Annotated in this window: 12 protein-coding genes; 9 read left to right on the top strand and 3 right to left on the bottom strand. The window is 60.9% G+C overall.

All coding sequences use genetic code 11. The features are described 5' to 3' along the window. Window positions 1–464 precede the first annotated feature (464 nt). The 3 genes from BJD99_RS02900 to BJD99_RS02890 are packed head-to-tail and all read left to right on the top strand — an operon-like array spanning window position 465 to window position 3,029. Window positions 465–1,412, top strand: a complete 948-nt coding sequence (locus BJD99_RS02900) for an ABC transporter ATP-binding protein (protein WP_084345297.1) — start codon at window positions 465–467, stop codon at window positions 1,410–1,412. Continuing rightward, window positions 1,402–2,178 carry an ABC transporter permease subunit gene (locus BJD99_RS02895; RefSeq protein ID WP_179142163.1) on the top strand — a complete coding sequence of 259 codons (777 nt, stop codon included), beginning with the start codon at window positions 1,402–1,404 and terminating at the stop codon, window positions 2,176–2,178. The genes BJD99_RS02900 and BJD99_RS02895 overlap by 11 nt, the downstream gene beginning before the upstream one ends. A 5-nt stretch (window positions 2,179–2,183) precedes the next feature. Next, the gene (locus BJD99_RS02890) at window positions 2,184–3,029 is read left to right on the top strand and encodes an ABC transporter permease subunit (protein ID WP_179142162.1); all 846 of its coding nucleotides are present in this window, start codon (window positions 2,184–2,186) and stop codon (window positions 3,027–3,029) included. A gap of 22 nt (window positions 3,030–3,051) precedes the next feature. Here BJD99_RS02890 and BJD99_RS02885 read toward each other — a convergent pair whose 3' ends face one another. After that, window positions 3,052–3,594 carry an NADPH-dependent FMN reductase gene (locus BJD99_RS02885; protein ID WP_084345385.1) on the bottom strand — a complete coding sequence of 181 codons (543 nt, stop codon included), beginning with the start codon at window positions 3,592–3,594 and terminating at the stop codon, window positions 3,052–3,054. 132 nt (window positions 3,595–3,726) lie between these two features. Between BJD99_RS02885 and BJD99_RS02880 the strand changes: the two genes are divergently transcribed. After that, window positions 3,727–5,292 (top strand): serine/threonine-protein kinase, encoded by a 1,566-nt coding sequence (locus tag BJD99_RS02880; protein WP_084345294.1) that lies wholly within the window; start codon window positions 3,727–3,729, stop codon window positions 5,290–5,292. A 25-nt stretch (window positions 5,293–5,317) separates the two neighbouring features. Here the strand turns inward: BJD99_RS02880 and BJD99_RS02875 are convergent, their stop codons facing one another. Continuing rightward, window positions 5,318–5,635, bottom strand: coding sequence for a winged helix-turn-helix domain-containing protein (locus BJD99_RS02875; protein ID WP_084345293.1), 318 nt, complete (start codon window positions 5,633–5,635; stop codon window positions 5,318–5,320). Window positions 5,636–5,786: 151 nt separating this feature from the next. Here BJD99_RS02875 and BJD99_RS02870 point away from each other — a divergent pair, with 151 nt between their 5' ends. Genes BJD99_RS02870 through BJD99_RS02860 form a run of 3 tightly spaced genes read left to right on the top strand, consistent with a single transcriptional unit; the run spans window position 5,787 to window position 10,290 of the window. After that, the gene (locus tag BJD99_RS02870) at window positions 5,787–7,388 is read left to right on the top strand and encodes a proton-conducting transporter membrane subunit (RefSeq protein WP_084345292.1); all 1,602 of its coding nucleotides are present in this window, start codon (window positions 5,787–5,789) and stop codon (window positions 7,386–7,388) included. Next, window positions 7,385–9,970 (top strand): DUF2309 domain-containing protein, encoded by a 2,586-nt coding sequence (locus BJD99_RS02865; RefSeq protein ID WP_084345291.1) that lies wholly within the window; start codon window positions 7,385–7,387, stop codon window positions 9,968–9,970. Before BJD99_RS02870 ends, BJD99_RS02865 begins: the two co-directional genes overlap by 4 nt. Before the next feature lie 20 nt (window positions 9,971–9,990). Beyond that, complete coding sequence (locus tag BJD99_RS02860; RefSeq protein WP_256895416.1) at window positions 9,991–10,290, top strand: P-II family nitrogen regulator; 300 nt, start codon at window positions 9,991–9,993, stop codon at window positions 10,288–10,290. A gap of 182 nt (window positions 10,291–10,472) precedes the next feature. Here the strand turns inward: BJD99_RS02860 and BJD99_RS02855 are convergent, their stop codons facing one another. After that, complete coding sequence (locus BJD99_RS02855; RefSeq protein WP_084345289.1) at window positions 10,473–12,461, bottom strand: TerD family protein; 1,989 nt, start codon at window positions 12,459–12,461, stop codon at window positions 10,473–10,475. A 207-nt stretch (window positions 12,462–12,668) separates the two neighbouring features. Here BJD99_RS02855 and BJD99_RS02850 point away from each other — a divergent pair, with 207 nt between their 5' ends. Both BJD99_RS02850 and BJD99_RS02845 read left to right on the top strand, forming a co-directional pair. Further along, window positions 12,669–13,415 (top strand): potassium channel family protein, encoded by a 747-nt coding sequence (locus tag BJD99_RS02850; RefSeq protein WP_084345288.1) that lies wholly within the window; start codon window positions 12,669–12,671, stop codon window positions 13,413–13,415. A gap of 363 nt (window positions 13,416–13,778) precedes the next feature. Beyond that, entirely contained in the window at window positions 13,779–15,341 is a 1,563-nt protein-coding gene (locus tag BJD99_RS02845; RefSeq protein ID WP_084345287.1) for a long-chain-fatty-acid--CoA ligase, read from the top strand. Window positions 15,342–15,347: the final 6 nt, after the last annotated feature.

Genomic DNA, 15,347 nt, shown 5'->3' with positions numbered 1-15,347 from the left:
CCGACAATCGGGGACCTGCCAGGGCCATGAGGCTGGCAGATGGCGGGCAAGGCTTGCCGTGTCCAAGGATGGTTTACCTACCGCAAAGTTCGACTTCGAATACTTCGGGTCGTACGCAGCGGCCTCGGCGTAGTGGTCGATCGGAACGCAATCCTTCCCGCTCACGCCAGAGTGCGAGGCTCGCTCACGTGAGTGAGGGGAGCAGCTTAGGAGGTTTTGCTCAGCCACTGGCGTCGATAGGTTGCAGCCGATCTGGTCGGCGTGCCGAGGTCAAGCGCCGGCGTGAGGCGAGATCGCTCAACCAGAACGAGTTGATCGAGCGTCCGGATTCCAGGTGATCGAAGGATCCGTTAACGGCTGCACGAGAACGGTCGGTCCGCGATAATAGACAAGCAACTCGAACTGACTGCTGAAACTGGTTTCGACGGTCACCCACCGATGCCGCGAGGGACAGGAGGCCAATTATGTCCGATCGGCCTGCGATAAGGACCGATCGACTCACCAAGCAGTTCGGCGCATTCACTGCGGTGTGCGATCTCGACCTGGAGGTCGACCGCGGTGAGGTCTTCGGCTTCCTCGGCCCCAACGGTGCTGGCAAGTCGACCACGATCCGCACACTCCTGGACCAGATCCGGCCCACCTCGGGCCGCGCACGGATCCTCGGGATGGACTCGCACAAGGACTCGTTGAAAATCCGGTCCGCGATCGGGTACGTGCCTGGGGACCTGGCCCTGTACCCCAAACTGACCGGGGCGGAAACGCTGCGGTACTTCGCCCGACTTCGCGGCGGGGTCGACCAGAAGTATGTCGATCAGCTCGCGGAGCGGCTGCAAGCAGACCTGTCGAAGAAGGTCGGTGACTACTCCACCGGCAATCGGCAGAAAATCGGGTTGATTCAGGCGTTCATGCACAAACCGGATCTACTGATCCTCGACGAGCCAACCGCGGGTCTGGACCCCCTGGTGCAGCGCGAGTTCAACACGATGCTGCACGAGGTACGCGAGGAGGGACGCACCGTGTTCCTGTCCTCGCACACCCTGTCCGAGGTCGAACGCGTCGCCGGACGGGTCGGCATCATCCGGGAAGGCCGGCTTGTCGCTGTCGAGCGTATTGCAGACCTGCAAGCGAAAGCGATCCGTCGTCTCGACATCGAGTTCGCAGAGCCAGTGTCGCCGGGACTGTTCGCGCAAGTGGACACCGTCCGTGAGGTCACCGTAGATGGCACCCACGCCACCGTGGCGTTCGACGGCCCGATCAACGGCATATTGGCGGCGGCGATGGCGCACGAGCTGGTCGATCTACATACCCGTGATGCCGACCTCGAGGAGATTTTCCTGGCCTACTACCGCGGCAGTTCCGAAGACGGAGACTCAGAAGACGGTGCGAAGAAGGATCCATCAGATGTCCGCTGACATCTTCACTCGCGAACTGACCGACCGCCGGATGCCCGTCGCCGCACTGGGCGTCGTGCTGGCACTCTTCGCATTCTTCGTGACCGGAATCAGCTCCGGGCTCGAGAACGTGATGACCGATCTGACGGACGCGATGCCCAAGGCAGTCACTGCGTTCATCCCGGCCGGACCGGGTGGCTATGCGATCGGAGAGCTGTTCAACCTGATCGCCCCGCTGGCCCTGATCGCGTACGCGGCGATCACCGCGGCGGCGGCAACCGCCGGGGAGGAGAAAGTCGGGACGATGGCGTTGCTCTCCGCCCAGCCGGTCGCCAGACGGTCGATCCTGGCACAGAAAGCTCTGGGAGTGGGCGCGGCGCTCGCTGCGGTAACGGTCGTGTTCGGCGCCGCTACGGTTCTGTCGGCAATACTGTTCGGCGTCGACGAGCTCACTCCCCGTCACATTGCGGCGGCGTGTCTGCATCTGTTTCTGCTCGCATTGCTGTTCGGGGCGATCACGCTGGCCGCGGGCGCAGTGGCCGGCGATCCCGGTGTAGCCGCCGGCGTCGGAGGCGGTCTCGCGGTGGCGGCGTGGGTGTCGAACTCGATGCTTCCGATCGCACATCTGGATGCGTGGGCTCGGATCAGCCCGTGGTACTACTACGTTTCCAGCGAGCCTCTGAGTCATGGCGTCGACCTGCCGCACGTCATCGTCCTCGCCGTACTCACCCTCGCCGCGTTGACAATCGCTGCCGTTGCATTCGACCGCCGTGATCTGAAGGGATGAACGCGATGACAACGATCTCAGACCACGCTGCCGTCGGATCGGCACGCTCCAGCGGTCTCCGCCAGATCCGAGCGGTGACCGCGCTGGCTCTGCACGACCGGTTGACCTTGGTGGGTATCGTGGCTACGGCGATGGTCGCGATGGGTGCTCTGACGGGGGCGCTATGGCCACCGCTGCAGGACGCACTGGTAGGCCTGCCCGCTGATTTCACGGACGCGATCGGCAAGGTACTCACCGGTGCGGACATGACGACTCCGGCGGGGTGGATGAATGCCGAAATGGTTTCGCTTGTCGTGCCCGGAGGATTGATCGCGGTTGCGATTCTCTCCGCATCCAAGGCGATTTGTGGGGAGGAGCAGACAAAAACCGTAGGTGTACTTATGTCGCTTCCATTGAGCCGCAGCACTTTTCTTGCCGCTAAGACCGCCGCCATGATCGTGCACGTACTGCTTGCGACACTCGGCGTCGCAGCCGGCTTACTAATCGGGAATGTGATCGGCGGGCTCGGAATCGACGCATCCGGCGTGTTCGGCACGTGCGCGCACAGCGCACTGTTGGCGATGGTATTCGGCGCGGTCGCGGTACTGATCGCCGCACTTACCGGCGACGGCCGGCTCGCCTCGACCATCCCGGCCGCACTTGCCGTACTGGCATTCGCGATCGACGCTTTCCTACCGTTGTCGGACTCACTCGTCGGCTTCACGAAGGTCAGTCCCTGGTACTACTTCGCAGGTAGCAACCCGCTGATCAACGGGGCCAACTACACTGATTTGACAATTCTTCTTGCTGCCGCGATCGTGTTGTGCGCCTGCGCGTTCCCCGCCTATCTCCGACGCGACCTTGTCGGCTGACGGTTGGGATGCTGAGCCTCTGTCAGCGTACAGCCTGCGCCCGATTAGACAGTGCCACAAGCGAAGTAAGAATCCCCTCACGAACCACACCATCGGTAATGAAGCCGTTCTCGTCGATCATTGCCGGAGTCACCGGGAAGTGCGCACATGCCTCGTCGACGATCGCCGCATCGGTGTAGTCGAGCACGAGGCGCAGCGACGCATGGGCGTTGGCCGCGTTCGTTGCGTTGGCAGAGACGTTGATCCACGCCGTGGGCTTGTCGCCGATCTCGACGCCACCCACAGTCCAGTCCAGCAGGTTCTTGAACGAACCTGGCAGTGCCCCCGCATACTCGGGAGTGCAGATCAGCAAGGCCGCTGCGGTGTCGATCTGTTGCCGTAGATCGAGCACCGCTTGCGGGAGAGGATCGTGATCGGCATCGGGATTGAAGTGCGGCAGCTCGCCCATCCCGTCGTATGTCACGCCGCGGAAACCGTCAGGAGTCAAAGTGGCGGCGGTGCGAAGCAACGCCGAATTGCTCGACTTTGCGCGCAAGCTACCCGATATCAACAAAATGTCCGACATGGTGTTCGCTCCTTCGGACCCGCTGGAGTCGGGCACGATCGAGGCAGCACGACGTAACGAAGTTACAGTATTCAGCGAAACCTGACTGGATCATCGTTTTGTATTCTTCTCGGCACACACGAAGCAGGTTCGATGAATCAGATCCCGACAGTCTCCCGCGAGGGAAGCCGGTTCGGCCCATACGAGCTCAGATCTCTGCTCGGCAAGGGCGGTATGGGTGAGGTGTACGAGGCGTACGACACGGTCAAGGACCGCACTGTCGCGCTCAAACTGCTTTCACCCGACCTTGCGCACGATCCGACGTACCAGGAACGATTCCGTCGCGAATCGCGAGCTGCCGCGCGTCTTCGAGAGCCACACATCATTCCCATTCACGACTGGGGCGAGATCGACGGGGTCCTCTTCATCGATATGCGATTGGTCGCAGGTGATGATCTTCGAACCACGCTCAGGGTTCAGGGTCCGATGTCGCCGAGCCGCGCCGTCGCGATCGTTGCTCAGATCGCCTCAGCGTTGGACGCCGCGCATGCCGACAATCTGATTCACCGCGACATCAAACCGGAGAATATCCTCCTCACGCGGGACGACTTCGCATATCTGGTGGACTTCGGCATTGCCCGGTCGAGTTCGGACGTACAGCTCACCACCCAGGGCTCCGCTATCGGATCGTACTCGTATATGGCACCCGAACGATTCGACGCCGGTGTGGTCACCGATCGCGCCGACACGTATTCGCTGGCCTGCGTGCTGTACGAATGCCTCACCGGAACAGCGCCCTATCCCTCGAGAAGCGTCAGTCAACTGATCAAAGCGCATCTCATGACCGCGCCACCCGAAGCCAGCCTCACGCGGCCGGGGCTTCCCCGCGCACTCGATGCGGTCATCGTCCGCGGACTGGCCAAGGATCCTGGTGAACGATTCGCCAGTACAGGCGATTTCGCGCGAGCCGCCCATCTTGCCCTTACTCCGCCAGACCGTGCCGAGGCCACTGCGATCGTCGATCGCACACCGGAAGGTACGACGGTCGACAACGTCGGAGAGTATCGACAAACCAAAATTAGCGATACTGTCCATCCCCGACCCCAGGCCTGGGCGACAGCAGCATCTCCTCCCCCGCCACCTCCACCGAATGCAGTCCCGCACCGCTCGACGTTCCTTCCAGTTGCGATCACCCTTCTCGTCGTCCTGGTACTCGGACTCGGCGGGGCTGTTGCATGGCTGACATTCGCGCCGGACACCGAATCCACAACGGCTGCACTACCATCGGCTGTTGCTCCGCCTTCCCAAAGCGCACCGAACGTGGAGGCAGAGACGCCGACAACGCTTGCCCCGCCGCCCACTCCGGTTGTACCCACCCGCGCTCGGTCGATTCCTGTCTCCGGCGCGGACAGCCAAGGCTTCCTCGACTCATCCGGGCCCCGATGCAACGCCGACAACCTCGCCGTCGCCATCGGACGCACCACCGATTCCAAAATCGTGGTGTGCGAAACCGGTGTCGGACGCTACTACTACAAAGGCGTTCGAATCACCGACGCTGCCGGGATCGAACTCGACGACCCTCGGCCCTCCGCCGGCGGATTCCTCGCCATCAACCCCGCCGACGGAACCCAGTATCGACTCGACCGATCCTCGCTGACCATCGTCTCCGGCGGCGAAGTGCTGGCGGAAGAACCGATGCGGGAGTACTACGCGCGCTGACCTCGCGGTGGCACCCCGCTGCGTGTCATGAAGACGGGGACTCTGATGGGGCAGGCACATCGGTTCCCGAAGGGCTGAGGAGCACGTTCAATATCTCTCCGATGTTGTGTCCGCGTTCGACGGGATGTCGCATCGGACGATCATCACGGACACGGTAGGAGTTGCGCCTACCGTCCCGGATCCGGTCAAGGTAGCCGGCATCCACCAAATCACTCACTATGCCCTGGGCTGCGCGCTCGGTGATGCCGACGTTCTGGGCCACATCGCGTACTCGGATGTCCGGGTCGCGGGCGATACAGAACAGCGCGTGGGCGTGGTTGGTGAAAAACGTCCATTCCGCCATATCCCAAGCCTACCCGGGTCCGCGGCTCACAGGAACTCTGTCACCGGAAACGCACCTCAGCTTCCCATCCTCGTTGATCAATCGAGCTAAAACATCAACCTCAATGCAGGTGATTTGACACCTGAATTGTAATACATGTATCTATCTACCTATGAGAATAGAGAATGTGTTCGCTGCTGTGCTGGTCGGCGTGGTGGTGCTGCCTCTACTCGCCTCTGCGGCAGCGTTAGCCCTGGATACTCGTTACCCCTGCGTAACCCGACAACTGGGAGGCTGGGTCGCGTCCGGGTGTTTCCTCGCCACGGCAGGATTGGGCATAGCCGTCATCGCGCACCGCGATGTGTCGATGTTGATCAGAGGTGACGACGGGAACGTTCTTGCCGGGGTGGCGGCAAATCGGCTGGGCGTGCTCTTGATGCTGTTGGTATTCGGAGTGAGCGCCGTCGCGCAGAGCTTTGCTGTTCGTTATCTGGCGGGTGATTCTCGTGCACGGTGGTTCTCGGCCTCGGCAGGTCTGCTCACCACCGCTTCGATCGGCTTGATGGTCTCCGCGACTCTGATAGGCCTCGCAGTGTTCTGGACGATGGCAGGGATCGCCTTATGTCTCCTGCTCGCTACCTACTCCCACCTGAGCGCGGCACGAGACGGGATAAGACGAACGACACTCACTTTTTTGATCGGGGACCTCGCACTCTGGCTGGCGGTCGTATTGGTGACCGTCCACGCGGGCAACCTCGAACTGGCGACGACGAACGGAATGGACTTCGACGCTTCGACCCTGAGCGCAGGAGCGATCGCCTGCCTCTTCGCCCTGGCGGCACTGTCGCGGTCCGCACAGATTCCGTTTCATCGCTGGCTACCCACCACACTGACTGCGCCGACACCTGTGTCTGCGTTGCTGCACGCAGGGGTGGTCAATGCCGGCGGAATACTACTGATCCGATTGGGATCCCTGGTCAACGACTCTGCCGTCGCAATGGGGCTGGTGGTGCTCGCGGGTGCAGTCACCATGGTCTACGGAACGCTACTGATGCTGACCAAACCCGACATCAAGGGTGCCCTGACCCATTCGACCATGGCGCAGATGGGTTTCATGACCTTGACCTGTGGTCTTGGTCTCTACGCTGCGGCGGTATTCCATCTGGTGGCCCACGGTCTGTACAAAGCGACTTTGTTCCTCTCCTCCGGGTCGGCTGTCGATCACCACCGTCGAATTGCCTTCGCACCGCCCAAGATGCGGAGCACTCGGACTCGGCACGCGATAGTTGCACTCGCTTCGATAGCGGTAACGGCCATGACGTTGGGTATCGCAGTGCTGCTGTTCCCTCTCCCCGCGGGCGAACACCAGTCCGGGTACGCACTGTTGATCTTTGCGTGGGCCACTGCAACCGCGGCCACCATGGGGTGGCTCGAACGAGGATTCGACGTCGGCCGCGCTTTGACAGCAGTGTCGACGCTCGCAGTGGCGTCGGCGGGCTATGTATGGCTCGTCGGTGCCGTCGCCGGATGGATGACCACGGACTTGCCCGATTACGCGCCCCCTGTTGCGGCTAGTTGGCTCCTCACAGCGATCGCCGGCGTCCTCGTTGGCGTCACGGTGGTGCGGTATGCGGATGCCGCAGGACCTTGGAAGTTTCTGCATCGCACGCTCTACGTGCGAGCGCTCAGTGCAGGGCACGTCAGCATGCCTGACCCGCTGTCGAATCGCGCAAAACCAGCCTCGACTTCACCTATGACAGGAGCACACCGATGACCGCAGCAGTCGATCACTCATCGAGCCGAATCCGTCGAGCCAAGTTGCGTGCGGAGGTGGCCTTGGCTGCCCGGGTACTGCCGACGCACTACCCCGTCGAAACCTTCATCGCAGTCAATCCCTTGGCAGGCCTCGCGAAGATGCCGTTCGAACAAGCCACTCACCGCGCCGGTGATCTCTACGGTGCGCAGGCAACCCTGCCCGAGCAGACATTTCGGGTGCTGTATCGGGACGGTCGAATCACCGATGCCGACATCGAGGGGGTCTTGCAACGACGCTTTCCCGGCGTGATGGACGGCCCCCGGGTGCAACTCGGCCCTGAGTTCCCGACACCGGGACAGCTCCTGAGGGACGACCTACTTTACGGTATTCCATCCCCAGATCCATTGCGCAGTAACCGGACTCGCAGTGAGATGCATAAGCCCGCCGTCGCTGACACCGTCGACACTCAAACGGCAAAATGGTGCTCGGCCTTCCTGGGTTCGACCACAGCTGGTTGGCCGATGCCGGGACGTGAGAATGGATTCTTCGCAGCCTGGCATGAGCTCGCACACCGCGACCACACTCTGCCCCGCCACGTCAGGGCTACGTTGCGCAAGCTGCCTTTCCGAGCCGACGACGCTGCGCTGTCAGCACTGGACATGCTTGGTGTCGATGACGATTCTCGGGCCCTTTATATGCAAGCACACTTGACTCGTCTGCCTGGGTGGGCTGCCCACGTGCGGTGGTGCTCGGAGCGCGGAGTTGGAATCGACGTAGTCGACTATCTAGCTATGAGACTGTCCTACGAGGCAATACTGCTTGGCGGTAGCGGACAGGGGGTCACACACGACTCGACGATCGCCACGGAATCGGAGACTCCGTCAGCCCGGCAACGGTCGGAAACTCTCGTGCAGGCCTGGGGCATCGCCAACGTTACGGACGCTCAGTTAGCTGCCGCAGGTCGAATTCTCACTGTCCTGCCGCTCACCGCGCGTACCGCCATATGGCAAGACGCCTACGAAGCGCATTACCGCGACGCGCTCCTCGACGACTTGCAGAACACTCCCGAAGCTCCTGCGTCCGATCCTGTACACGTCCAGATGGTGTGCTGCATCGACACCCGATCCGAAGGCCTGCGTCGCCACCTCGAAGAACTCGATGGGTATCGAACTCTCGGTTTCGCGGGATTCTTCGCCGCCGCAATCCGTTTCACCGATCTCGCTGGTGGAGCCAGTAGAGACCTCTGCCCGGTGCTGATTTCTCCGAACCACGATGTCGGCGAACATCCCGCGACGCACGCGCTTCCCGCGGCCGCCCGCCGTGTCGCGGGGCTCTCGACGCTCACGGCCGCCGACGCATCGTTCCATAGTGCGAAAGACTCTGCAGTCGCACCGTTCACCCTCGCAGAAATAGCCGGATGGGTGGCGGGTCCCTGGGCCGCGACCAAGACGCTGGCACCCACTGCCAGCGCCGCGGTCAGGCGGCGAGTGCGCCACCTCATTGCACCAAGGGCATCCACTGTGATCAGTGTCGACGATACGATCGCGTTGGATCAGCAAGTAGGTATCGCGCACGCAGCGTTGGCCACAATGGGCTTCACGACAGGGTTTGCGCGTCTCGTCGTGATGTGCGCACACGGCAGCCAGACCGAGAACAACCCCTACCAAGCGGCACTCGACTGCGGCGCCTGCGGAGGACAACCCGGTGCTCCGACAGCCCGCACTGCTGCAGCCATTCTCAACTCGCATGCCGTCCGAAACGAATTGCACAACTACGGAATCGACATCGGTGATGACACCTATTTCATTGCAGCACAGCACAACACCACCACCGACCGCGTCGTGGTTCTCGACACCCACTTGGTGCCCAACAGTCACAGGGACGACCTTGCACGGCTGACCGCGGACCTCGACATCGTCAGTAGTGCACTAGCCGTCGAGCGGTGCACGGCCCTGCCCGGCGCACCGAAGACTCCGTCGCCAACCGAAGCGGCCCGCCACGTCCGAACCAGAGCCGCCGACTGGGCACAGGTCTACCCCGAATGGGGCCTCGCATCCAATGCCGCCTTCATCATCGGGCCACGCACGAGCACCAGGGGTATCGACCTCCACCGTCGCGCATTCCTCCACTCCTACGATGCTGCAACCGATCCCGACGGCACAGCCCTCGAGACGATCCTCACCGCTCCCCTTGTCGTAGCGCAGTGGATCAACTCCCAATACTATTTTTCAACTGTCGCGCCCCGCGCATTCGGCGCCGGTACGAAGACCATCCACAATGTCATTGCCGGTGTTGGAGTACTTGCCGGACATGGCGGAGATCTGCAACTCGGACTGCCGCAACAATCCCTCACCCACGAAGGCCTGCTCGTTCATGAACCTATGCGACTGATGGCCATAGTCGAGGCACCCCTGGCAAACATCACCACGATCATCGCTCGAAACCCCATGCTCCAGGATCTCGTCGACAACGAGTGGATAGCACTGGCCGCACGCGAACACACTCGACAACCCTGGCAACGCCACACCCGCACGGGGTGGCGACGCTGGGACGAACATTCGACAACACCTATCCCCCACGAGCAGGAGACAACCAGATGACATACACAGGCCTGACAAAAATGACCAAGATCGAAATCGTCGTCACCGGAGACGACGCACCTGCAGTACGCGAACTCTTTCGCAGTGCCGACGTCACCGGCTTCACCGCCGTGTCCGGGGTTTCCGGCCTCGGCCATCATGGCTATCGCCAGGGCCGATTGCTCTTCAATCAGCAGGCAGCACTGGAGTTACTGATCACTGTAGTTCCAGAAGCCAAGGTCGAAGCGCTCCTCGCCGGTCTCAGACCATTTCTCGACGCCTCACCAGGAGTGCTTTTCGTGTCCGAAACCTACGTCAGCCGCGCCGAGTACTTCATGTGACTCGACCGGCCCAGTCGAGTCGCACGCTGGTATCGGTACTCGAATCGACCCGTTCCGCCGGTGACTCGATGTACGCCACTGGCTGAGGAGCGGTCACAACCGCCCGCGGATCCGGTGCCCGCTGAAATGGGCACCGGATCCGCGGACAACCGGGTCGTAAGCTACTCGATATCGGTATGGAGCTATACACCGGACGCTTCGGCCGGAGACGACTCGGGCGCAGACGGTACCCACTGCTTGAGTGGTTGCACCACATCGCGGTAGAAGCCATCGACCCCATCGGTGACGCTGCCGATGAAACTCGCTGCGGATCCAGAGCGCTTGCTGCCCATCTTCGACGGTGACGTAAGTGTAAAACGCTGCAGCTCGCTGACCCGCCCGGATGTCAACGACTTTGCGTCGGCTCGCACAGTCGCCAAGTTCTCACACGAAGTTTCGCCGACATCGGCGAACACCGCTTCGACGAGAATGTCTGCCGGGGCGTTCTTGAGTTGCTTGAGCAACCACGACGTCCGCCGAAGCGCCGTCCCCTCCGTCGGTGCGTCGAGAGTCGTGCTGCACTGAATCTTGTTCGTACGCAGATCTGCTTGGACCGTGAGATCGCCGGCAGCGTCCGGGATTCGCAACGTGGCAGACAGGTATCCAGAAGTCGCAAGTTGATCGACCAGATATTCGTTCCGAGCCTGCGGGTCGCCATTGAGCTTTCTGGGGAGATGGTGCTTCACTAGTACCCCGAGGTCAGCGGTCATCCGCAACGCGAGATGCCTCGACAAGGATGCCCAAGTATTCGCGACCGCAAGCGCCTTGACATCACTACTGCGGAGCGTGCCATCGGTAACCGAATCACGCACGGCTACCCAGTGACGACCCATGTCCACGAATTCCGTCGCACCTGATTTCGGGTGAGTCAGATACCTGACGAACTCACTCAGAATCCACACCTGCAAGGAATCAGTGAGGTCACCGTGCGACAACAACATTCGAGCTTCATGGATCACCTCGGACCACGAAATATGACGCAACGACACCTTGCTGAGTTTGGTCTTGTTCACTTCGACCGGGAGCTCACCCACCGAAGCTGGTATGTCGTTCGACAGTGTCAGCACTACCTCGTACTTGTGACGCCTGGCGACGTCGAGGTAGTTTTCCACCTGTTCCTTGTACAACTTGCCTGTGCCGGTCTTGACTTCGAGCAAGGCGGTCCAGATGTACCCGGCCCGCGAGACCCGGAATACCCCATCTGGGATTACCTTTCCCTCGCCTTTGACGAAGGGCACTTCCAGGTAGCCCTCGAATGGTCCAGCCGGTGCCCCAGCGCGAGAGCAGATCACTCGTGCGAACGGACGCACAGCCTGCATCGTCGCGATAAGGGCAGATGTTGCTCTCTTCTCTTGCTCCTCACCGGACCCGACACCGGCGACCGAGAACAATCGAGCAGTATGCCAACTCTCCCCTCCCGCGAGGGTGAACTGAGGTACTGCTACCCTCTTGGGCGCCGGCTTCTTGGTTCGCACACCACGTTTCGGGCGTTCGACATCGATAACGGATATCTCGACGACCTCGCCCGTGGATGCAGCGCTCTGAGTGTGCGAGTCGGGGACCTCGATCACGACGTCGTCGACTACCGACTCGATATCGCTGTCATCGACGTCGACGCCGAAATCCTTTGCCAGACCGGCAAGACCCGACTCCCATCCTTGCCCGACTGCGCGCAGCTTCCACGAGCCATCTCGCCGGTACACCTCACCGAAGACGAACGCACGCTCGGATGTGGCGTCGGCCGTGAAGAATTCACCTATAACTGAACCCGACTGATCGCGTACCTGCAGGGACAGCTTCCCGAAATCACCCAACACGTGGTCATCGGCACTGCCTGCGATGACGACCTTTGCCACATCCAAAGGAAGTGTCGCCAGATGAATCGAGATTCTCTCCTGCTTACCCTCGTCGGTGCTGCTGCTGCCAAGATATCTCACAGCTGCTTCAGCGGACTCTGGTTGATTGTAGAAGACGAAGTCTGCGTCCGATCGGACACGAGAGTTCGAATCCACCAGCAAAGCAGACGCATCGAGATCTCGGTCCGGATCGACCCAAGAGACGATCACATCCAATTCGGTCACTCCGTCCGGTAGGGCAACATTCTGGCCCTTGGTCAGGAATGGTGAAGTCACTCGAAGCACGCTCCTATCGGAAGAAAATAATCTCGACCTGTCAGAGTATCCAACGCACCCAACGCACCGAATCCACTTCGAAAAATTATGTGAACAACGGTCCCATGCTCATTCTGGATGCGTCTTTGCTTGTTGGACATCATGGATGCCGAAACGGGAGCGAAGCGGATCTTCGTTCGACTCAGCTGATCGGTACAGTGCCACCCCATGGACTACGAGCGATGGGAACGGTCAACTGAATGGCCTCTGGCAGGTGCAGCTTTGACATTCCTTGCGATCTACGCCTGGACGGTGCTGACCCAGCCGGCTGGTTTCGGCCAACGAGTCGCAGAAAACGCCGTACTGGTGATTTGGGTTTTGTTCGGCGTCGACTATCTCGTACGGCTCACGCTCGCCGATCAGCGAACTCGATGGTTCGCGCTGCACCTGCATGAACTAGCGATTGTCGTCCTTCCGGTACTGCGACCACTCCGATTGCTTCGACTGCTCACCTTGGTGAGCTTTCTGCAACGTTCGATCGGAGGTGCGTTGCGAGGGCGCGTCGTTACCTACGCAGTCACCGGAACAGTCCTGCTGGTCTTCGTGGCCTCACTGGCGATGCTCGACGTCGAGCGAGCCGCACCGACCGGGAACATAAAAACGTTTCCAGACGCCCTCTGGTGGTCCGTTGCGACGGTGACAACTGTCGGATATGGGGATTACAGCCCCAGCACTGCAACAGGTCGGTGCATCGCGGTTGCGCTGATGATCGCCGGCATCGCCCTGTTGGGAGTGGTGACAGCGACTTTGGCGTCCTGGCTTGTGCAGAAAGTGGCCGAACAGGACGACGTCAACCAAGCTGCAACCGAGAAGCAGATCGCCGAACTCACCATCCAGATCACAGCACTCCGTGACGAACTCGCGTCGAACACCTCGGTCGACCTCGGATCGTCGCGCAGTCGGTCATCGCCTTGACAACCCCCGGAGATTCCACGCCATCCGTAGCGTCTCCAACGTGCGAACAGCGCGTCGATCGAACGAATCCCGCCCTGTGCGTGGGTGCGGCGGCTCGATGACCAGGGGCGCCGGTGTCTACTGATGAGCCCATGCGACACCTACATTTCGCCGATGGAGTCGATGACCGACCTAGATCCTCACGCGGGACCTCGGGCCCCTTCGCTGACGGCAGGTATTGCACTCTCGCCGTCGCGAACTCGGAGACTTCGATTTGGATGGAAGTCGTCCGCCGAACCGAGGCCCAAGTTAATGTTCGATTCACGATTGCGAGGCAACCGGACTTACGTAATCCGTACGCCAAACCGATATAAGGATGGTTCGATGTCCGATTCCACCGCAGCAATCATCTCCGATCGCGTCGAGCATTGGTCGACGGTCAAACCGGACGAGCTTGCGATGGCCTTCCAAGGGTCGGAATACACCTGGTCACAGTGGTATGACCGCATCCTTCGCGTCGCGTCCGCACTCGCCGACGCGGGTATCGTAGCCGGCGATACGGTCGCCTTTGTCGACAAAAATCATTTGTCATGTATCGAAGTCACCTATGCCGCTTCGCTTCTCGGTGCGGCGAACGTCGTTCCGAACTGGCGGCTTGCAGGTGAAGAACTCGATTACGTGCTCGCCGACTCAGGTGCCCGCATCCTGTTCGTCGGCAGCGAACTCCATCCACAGATTCTTGCGATCCGCGACCGTCTGACCGCCGTCGAAAGGATCTTATCGGTAGGCGGTGAACACGATGAGTTCGAGCCTTGGATCGACGGAGTCTCGCCTTTATACCCCCGCCCACATGTAAGCCCGGATGCAACTGCACTGATTCTCTACAGCTCGGGGACTACCGGTCGTCCCAAAGGTATTCGGCTGACACATCGAAACCTCTTCGCACACAGCGACAGCATGCTCGAAATCATGCCGGCGGAGGAAGACCACCGATTCTTGATCGCCATGCCTATGTTCCACGTCGGTGGAACCTGCTACGCCATTATGGGAATTCATGCTGGTAAGCACTGCTACTTCACCCGGGAAGCTGACGGCCCGTCTATCTTTGCCGGACTCGCGGCCGGCGCCAACATCGCCTTCCTCGTTCCCCCGGTGATCTCCGGGGTGTTGGCTGCGGGAGAACAAGCGATCAACGCGTTCAAGGCATTCAAGCGCATCATCTACGGCGCTGCACCGATGCCGCTGCCACTGTTACGCGCTGCGCTTGCTGCCTGGCCGGACACCGAGTTCGTACAGGTCTACGGCATGACGGAGTTGGCGGGGGTGGTTACCGCGTTGATGCCCGACGTTCATCGCGATGAAGCCCAGACCGAACGCATGGCCTCGGCTGGGACGCCGATCCCCGGTATGGAAGTCCGGATCGTCGATCCCGTGACACTCGAGGATGCACCAACCGGCATTACTGGTGAGCTGTGGTGGCGGTCGGAACAATGCACCCCGGGCTATCTGGGTAAACCCGAGGCTACAGCCGAAACCATCACCGCCGAAGGGTGGTTACGCAGCGGGGACATGGGTCGAGCCGATGATGGCGGCTTCGTATTCATCGAAGACCGCCTCAAGGACATGATCATTACCGGTGGTGAGAACGTCTACTCACCTGAGATCGAACGGATCCTCGTGGAGCATCCCGCAATAGCCGAGGTCGCGGTCATCGGCGTCCCCGACGACCGTTGGGGTGAAACGATCAAAGCCGTTGTCGTTCTCGTGCCCGACGCGATCGTCGATGAATCCGAATTGATCACCTATACCCGCGGCCGTCTCGCAAAGTTCAAATGCCCCACGAGTATCGACGTCGTCGAAGTCCTCCCCCGCAACCCCACCGGAAAGATCCTCAAACGCGACCTCCGCAAACCATACTGGGAGAACCGAGACAACAAGTTGGTCTAGACACCG

The organism is Rhodococcus sp. 1163 (genome assembly GCF_002091985.1).
Taxonomy (GTDB): domain Bacteria; phylum Actinomycetota; class Actinomycetes; order Mycobacteriales; family Mycobacteriaceae; genus Rhodococcoides.
This window is presented reverse-complemented; position numbering and strand designations above follow the sequence as displayed.

Excerpts from the sequence above, each read along its gene's own strand:
- BJD99_RS02900 (WP_084345297.1), top strand. The coding sequence starts at position 465 with ATGTCCGATCGGCCTGCGATAAGGACCGATCGACTCACCAAGCAGTTC.
- BJD99_RS02895 (WP_179142163.1), top strand. The coding sequence starts at position 1,402 with ATGTCCGCTGACATCTTCACTCGCGAACTGACCGACCGCCGGATGCCC.
- BJD99_RS02890 (WP_179142162.1), top strand. The coding sequence starts at position 2,184 with ATGACAACGATCTCAGACCACGCTGCCGTCGGATCGGCACGCTCCAGC.
- BJD99_RS02885 (WP_084345385.1), bottom strand. The coding sequence starts at position 3,594 with ATGTCGGACATTTTGTTGATATCGGGTAGCTTGCGCGCAAAGTCGAGC.
- BJD99_RS02880 (WP_084345294.1), top strand. The coding sequence starts at position 3,727 with ATGAATCAGATCCCGACAGTCTCCCGCGAGGGAAGCCGGTTCGGCCCA.
- BJD99_RS02875 (WP_084345293.1), bottom strand. The coding sequence starts at position 5,635 with ATGGCGGAATGGACGTTTTTCACCAACCACGCCCACGCGCTGTTCTGT.
- BJD99_RS02870 (WP_084345292.1), top strand. The coding sequence starts at position 5,787 with ATGAGAATAGAGAATGTGTTCGCTGCTGTGCTGGTCGGCGTGGTGGTG.
- BJD99_RS02865 (WP_084345291.1), top strand. The coding sequence starts at position 7,385 with ATGACCGCAGCAGTCGATCACTCATCGAGCCGAATCCGTCGAGCCAAG.
- BJD99_RS02860 (WP_256895416.1), top strand. The coding sequence starts at position 9,991 with ATGACCAAGATCGAAATCGTCGTCACCGGAGACGACGCACCTGCAGTA.
- BJD99_RS02850 (WP_084345288.1), top strand. The coding sequence starts at position 12,669 with ATGGACTACGAGCGATGGGAACGGTCAACTGAATGGCCTCTGGCAGGT.
- BJD99_RS02845 (WP_084345287.1), top strand. The coding sequence starts at position 13,779 with ATGTCCGATTCCACCGCAGCAATCATCTCCGATCGCGTCGAGCATTGG.